Consider the following 3,799-nt stretch of genomic DNA (forward strand, 5'->3'; position numbering starts at 1 on the left):
GCTAATGACCCGCGATATTCAATTGTATCCGCTAAAACTTTTTCTATAGCTGTTTTAATATCATCTTCGGAAATTTCGATACTGAATTTCGTTTTTTCAAAAATCTTGCCGCTAGAATCTTGGAAAAAAGATTGTAGTTTTATCCCGCTAAATTCAGATGCGGACTTTTGAACAATTTCGGATATAACATCATAAAAACGTCGGTCTATTTTTAAAGACCAATGATCGGCTTGATTTGTAAATTCTATTTTTTCTAAAATTTCACTAGAAAAATAAAAGCCGTCAAGCTGATTAATCCATAACCCATAAATCGAGTAGGCGATATAAGTTTTATTAGAATTATTCGGGCCAATAATAACGGTTAGAGGCCGAAGATCCACTTCTGCCTCTTTAATACTACCTAAATTCAAGAGTTTGATTTTCATCATAAAAACGAACACTCCGAATACAGACCCTTATTTTACCCGATTCGTACTCGCTTGCGCCGATTCTTTAGTTTTATCTTCAAACGCGACCTTGATCGAGAAACGAATAGCGATCGCTTTCTGAGAAAAGATCGATCGCCAACCGACAATCCAAAACGCTGTCATTACCTTTCTAAAGCAACAAGCTAGTGGTTAGCTGATCACTGAAAGCTCCTTAAATATCTAACCTTTGGTAGATGCTATTAAGATGATTTAGGTGCTGCTGGGGATCAAAGCAACTTTCGATCTCGTCGGGGGATAAAATGCCGGTAACTCGCTCATCTTGGCTGATAAAAGCTTTAAAATTGCCGTTATCGGTGTTCCAAGCGCGATGGGCGTTTTCTTGGACGATTTTATAGGCAGATTCCCGGCTAATTCCCTTACTCACCAAAGTTAAAAGAACTCTTTGACTGAAAATCACGCCACCGTAAACATTCATATTTCGCTTCATGTTTTCGGGATACACCAGCAGATTTTTGACTAAATCGGTGATTTCCTTCAGCATAAAGTGGGTCAAAATGCAAACATCCGGCAGCATCACCCGTTCTACGGAACTATGGGAAATATCTCTTTCGTGCCAGAGGGCGATATTTTCTAAAGCGGAAACGCTATGACTACGGATAATTCTCGCCATTCCCGTTAAGCGTTCTGAACGGATGGGATTACGTTTATGGGGCATAGCGGAGGAGCCTTTTTGTCCTTTGGAAAAGTATTCTTCCACTTCTAGGACATCGGTTCTTTGCAGGTTGCGAATCTCCACGGCAAAACGTTCGATCGAAGCCGCTAATAAGGCTAATTGTTGCACATAATCGGCGTGTCGATCGCGCGATATCACTTGAGTGGAAGCGGTATCCGGTTCTAATCCTAACTTCTGACAGGTTAACGCCTCAATTTTGGGGTCAATATTGGCATAGGTTCCCACTGCACCGGATATTTTACCGATGGCGATGTCTTGGCGCAAGCGAATTAAACGATCGCGTCCCCGCAGCACTTCCGCTAACCATCCCGCTAGTTTAAAGCCAAAGGTGATCGGTTCGGCGTGAATGCCGTGGGAACGTCCTACCATGACTGTATAACGGTGTTCTTGGGCGCGATAGCGCAGGGCTTGAATAAAATCTTCTAATTGTTCTAAAATCAGGTTTAAACTGGCGACTAATTGTAAAGACAGGGCGGTATCTAATACATCAGAACTGGTTAAACCTAAATGAATATAACGCCCCGGCTCGCCCACATACTCGTTAACATTTGTTAAAAAGGCGATGACATCGTGGCGCACTTCTGCTTCTATTTCTAAAATGCGATCGGGATCAAAATTAGCTTTTGCCTTAATTTCTTCTACTGCATCCCCGGGAATATAGCCTAATTCTGCCTGCGCTTCACAGACGGCTATCTCTACCTCTAGCCATGTTTGATATTTATATCTATCCGTCCACAAATTCCCCATCGCAGGGAGAGTATAACGCTCGATCACTATTAATTCTTCCAAGACAACCGTTTAATTGTATCGGATCGGGGCAAGTCTGGGAATAGGCAGGGGGCAGCGGGGAGTTTTGTTTTCCCCACTCCCTTTTTAGCGGTTAGTGATTCGTTGGTAAGTAGTCGGACATAAATTCTGTTGTCTATCTTAAGAAATGTAAATTGCCGCAATTCTTACTGACGACCGACTCCTGACTCCTGACGACCGACTCCTGACGACCGACTTCTGACGACCGACTCCTTACCCCACAGTTAACTTTACTTTTGTCCAACTACTTAGCGGTGAACTATCTTGTTTAATTTAGCTTGAATCGAATCCCTACCCCCTTGCTTCAACCCATGCTCGCATTTTACCCGGATTGTTCAATCCGTAGGGATCGACGAGTTGTTTAAATTCTAGTTGTAGCGGATTAATCTGTCTGCTGCCGCCATCTTCCATGATATAAGTGTGAGGATTGGCAATGGCTGCCCCCTGTTGTTCATAGATAGCAATAATCTCATTTAATCGAGTTTCTGTGGTAAATTCTAGCAAGGGAAGACCGGCGGGAATAACTTTACCTTGAAATTTCAAAAATTCTAGGTGCATCATTATTTCCTCACCAAAATAATTATGGAGTTTCTCTACCGTAGCTAGATTAAAATAAAAAGCTTGTAGATAAGTTATCTTGGGGTTACAACTACGCGCATGGAGAGTGGTATGATTCCAAGTAAATTCTAAGATACTGTTGCCTTTTTGGGTTTCTTCTGGCGTTTTATAGTAAGTAAGTTCACCATTATATTCTTTAATTAAAGATTCTAATGCGACTCGATCGCTGTCCGATACTATTAACAAAACTGCCGCTTTCCCCGTGGTTAAATAATCCTTAAGAGCAGTAAAATAAGCGGGAATTGGCCAAGAGTGAACACTAACCATTTTCTTGACAATGCCATCACTATCACTAAGAGCTTGACCGAATTTAGCGGCGGTGAGAAAATCGGCAAAAGTAACGATAAATTCTGCCCAAGGATAACAGGGAGCGAGGGCTATTTCTAACTCGGTAATAATGCCATTTGTTCCGTAGGCATGATTGACTTTTTCTACCTCATCCCCCCGTAGTTCGATAATTTTTGGTTCCGCTTCTAGGGTGACTAATTGCACTGCTTGCAGATTGCCCCTATCCTTTAATTGTCCATAATTAATCGAACCCATGCCCACACTGCCACCCCCGATAAAACCGCCAATTGTCGCCGTCCGATAGGTAGAGGGAGCCATTCTTAATTCCCAACCGATTGCGCGAGCTTGTTTATCAAAAAATGCCATTTTTACCCCCGCTTCTACCCGGGCTGTACCCGGTTCGATCGAGATAATTTTTGTTAGTTTGCTTGTATCTAAAATTACTCCTCCCTGCAAGGGAACACATTGACCATAATTACCTGTACCCGCACCTCTAACTGTTAAAGGAATTTGGTATTTAACGCAGGTTTTAGCGATGTCAATAACCTCTTGGCTATTCTGGGGACGAATGACTAAATCAGCCCGTTTATCTTGCAGTTGTGCTTCTAAAATGGGGCTAAAATGATAATAATCTAAGGAAAGTTTCGCCACTTGTCCCGGATCGGTGATAATTTCCAGATGGGCAAGTTCTTCAATGAGATTTTGACAATTAGATTTCATGGTTAGGTAGGGTTTGCTGAAAAAGTGTATTGGTGGGGTTAGGAGTCAGGAGTCAGGAGTCAGGAGTCAGGAGTCAGGAGACAGGAAACAGGATTCAGGAGTCAGGATTCAGGATTCAGGATTCAGGAGACAGGAGTCAGGAGACAGGAGATTATTTTTATTTATTCCCCCCACACCCTACACCCCACACCCTACACCCCACACC

Annotated in this window: 4 protein-coding genes; all 4 read right to left on the bottom strand. The window is 42.6% G+C overall.

What is annotated here, in order from left to right:
* Positions 1–428: AAA family ATPase (locus tag PX636_RS11955; protein ID WP_288117333.1), on the bottom strand; the 428-nt coding region annotated here is incomplete at its 3' end.
* A gap of 27 nt (positions 429–455) precedes the next feature.
* Positions 456–590: a hypothetical protein gene (locus PX636_RS11960; protein WP_256378293.1), complete on the bottom strand. Its 135-nt coding sequence runs from the start codon at positions 588–590 to the stop codon at positions 456–458.
* A gap of 49 nt (positions 591–639) precedes the next feature.
* On the bottom strand, positions 640–1,935 hold the full coding sequence (gene purB, locus PX636_RS11965) for an adenylosuccinate lyase (protein WP_004268608.1): 1,296 nt from the start codon (positions 1,933–1,935) through the stop codon (positions 640–642).
* Positions 1,936–2,259: 324 nt separating this feature from the next.
* Complete coding sequence (locus tag PX636_RS11970) at positions 2,260–3,594, bottom strand: FAD-binding oxidoreductase (protein ID WP_288117335.1); 1,335 nt, start codon at positions 3,592–3,594, stop codon at positions 2,260–2,262.
* Between the last annotated feature and the right edge of the window lie 205 nt (positions 3,595–3,799).

The organism is Microcystis sp. M53598_WE2, assembly GCF_030067735.1.
Classification (GTDB): domain Bacteria; phylum Cyanobacteriota; class Cyanobacteriia; order Cyanobacteriales; family Microcystaceae; genus Microcystis; species Microcystis aeruginosa.

What these genes read in the sequence shown, in the direction of transcription:
- PX636_RS11960 (WP_256378293.1), bottom strand. Translation starts at nt 590, where the DNA reads ATGACAGCGTTTTGGATTGTCGGTTGGCGATCGATCTTTTCTCAGAAA.
- PX636_RS11970 (WP_288117335.1), bottom strand. Translation starts at nt 3,594, where the DNA reads ATGAAATCTAATTGTCAAAATCTCATTGAAGAACTTGCCCATCTGGAA.